Origin of the sequence: Stieleria sedimenti (genome assembly GCF_025060895.1) — a bacterium.
GTDB classification, from domain to species: Bacteria; Planctomycetota; Planctomycetia; order Pirellulales; family Pirellulaceae; genus Stieleria; species Stieleria sedimenti.
Genome location: NZ_JANZKV010000397.1, coordinates 1 through 1,949 on the forward strand (window position 1 = coordinate 1; position 1,949 = coordinate 1,949).

General features: G+C 53.6%; 3 protein-coding genes. 2 read left to right on the forward strand and 1 reads right to left on the reverse strand.

Going from position 1 to position 1,949, the window contains the following annotated elements:
* Positions 1 to 192, forward strand: a 192-nt coding sequence (locus NZK35_RS34200) for a hypothetical protein (protein WP_259637017.1), incomplete at its 5' end; no start/stop codon positions are given.
* 78 nt (positions 193 to 270) lie between these two features.
* Here NZK35_RS34200 and NZK35_RS34205 read toward each other — a convergent pair.
* Entirely contained in the window at positions 271 to 738 is a 468-nt protein-coding gene (locus tag NZK35_RS34205; protein WP_259637018.1) for a hypothetical protein, read from the reverse strand.
* On the opposite strand from NZK35_RS34205, the gene NZK35_RS34210 reads away from it, so the two are divergent.
* Entirely contained in the window at positions 728 to 967 is a 240-nt protein-coding gene (locus NZK35_RS34210; protein WP_259637019.1) for a hypothetical protein, read from the forward strand. The two genes, NZK35_RS34205 and NZK35_RS34210, sit on opposite strands and share 11 nt — an antisense overlap.
* Positions 968 to 1,949: the final 982 nt, after the last annotated feature.

Below are 1,949 nucleotides of genomic sequence, written 5' to 3' on the forward strand. Positions count from 1 at the left end.
ACGAGCAAAAAGCGCAAGTTAAAACGCCAGGCAAAGCACCAAGAAAGAGACAGAAAGAACGCCCAACGCGCACAACTGGCTAACCGCAAAAGCGCCTCCAGGCGCGCCGAAAGACAGACACGTTGTGACCCTCACACACTCACCGCACCGACAAAAGAAAACAGTCGCGCCAATGAAGTCGCTGCCGATTAAGTTCAACGGTAGACATAACCGAGCGGCGGCAAGCGATTTTCCACTTCAAAAACCACAACTCCGCCGCTTCGGTTCATGTCATGGTTCTGTTGCTTCGCCTACCGTTTCGGCATGGACATCAAAATCGTCCGTACCGACGCGAAGAAGCGTAAATGCAGAGTATACAGCAATCAAGAGAGCAGTGACGATCAACGGAGGGATCCAACCGGTAACCAAAATTGCAGCGTTCATCCCGACACCGTCATATGTGTGGTCTCCGCTTTCGCGTGCGAGTTCACGTGCAGCCGGCAAATCGAATTGCATGCGAAAGACCAGTGTTGCGTACCACGAAACGACAGTCGCGAGAAATATGCGGGGCGGCCAGTTTCGGGTCGTGTTCTGCTTCGCGGGCGTTAAAACAAACATCGCGGGAATCACCGTCAACGATGCGATCATTCCCCATCCACCGATCAAGGCCTGAACTTGCGTAGGCAGAAGGCGTGACACGGTCCCCATCGCGACATCAAAAAAGATGACAGCAAAGATGCATCCGACGATGAGAATCAACTTTCGCATTCTTCGCCAACAGAACGTCACGGATCACGCGGTCGCCGCGCGAGATCTTCCACTTCAAAAACGACGACTCGGCGACTCGTCGTGCATCCGATTGTTATTTGCGTTTTGTGACACGCGGTGGATCGCGACCATGCGTTTCCCACTCAATTCCTTCGCTCTCGTCAACAACACCATCACCATTAACATCGGCATCCAGATTCTGTCGGCCTCTAGTTGGTGACCTGAGCTTGACAAAAGTTCCATTCTCTAATCGAACGTTGAACTCAAACCATACCTTTTTTGAAACGGCAGAGTTTAAGACGTCGTATTGGCGTTCGGTTACTGATCGAATCGAACTGATACATCGCAAGTTTCCGAGACGCGAAAACGAGCGGAGGTCATGTAGGGTATACCCACGACTTGGGAGAACAACCGAATCCACGTCATTCGCAACATAGACTGGAAGTGGCGCGCAATGAAGTCCAGTATTCGCGCAGGGATCGCGTCCAATCAACCGAATCTGGTGTGCCCGTAGACGCTTAATCATCACATCGGTTGGGTCGTAGACTGGCGGCCAAGTGGAGAGAATTGCCAATGAAGCGTTTAAGAATTGAAACCCCAGATTCATGCCTTACCTCCGTGCAAATAACGGCCGCCGTCACCGGGCGGCGAGAGTAAAACTAACCATCAGAAAACGCGTTGACGCCGCTCCGGTGCACGGCATGGTTATCCGCCACGTTCTGTGCGGAAGGCGGTTCGTTCACGTTCAAGTGTAGCGTGCGTCGCATGTCCGAACCACCAGCCAGCAAGCGATGGGCGGCCAAACAGATGGAACCAGAGAGAACCGAACGCAAGGAAGACCAGAGTATGAAGACCGAATAGAGCACTACGATGACCGGGAACGGCCTCGAAATAAACGAGCGATACAAAACAGGCGATTGCGGTCAACGTCGAAAGCGTGCTAGCGGTCGCCGAGTTTCGCAGTCGAATGCGACGGTTGCAATTCGAGCATCGCGAAAAAGGCAGTGCGAGTCGTAGTCGGTTGAGCGGACCATGGCACACCGGACACAATGTGCGAGCGCGACGTCGGGACGGCGACGATTGGGTGTGCGGTGCTTCGTAGGGATTCAGACCCAGTGTCACGGGATGGCTTTCAGTCGGATAACGGCTGTGGTCACCGCGTCGGCGCGAATGACCTGATCTCAAAAACGAACTCAACTCGC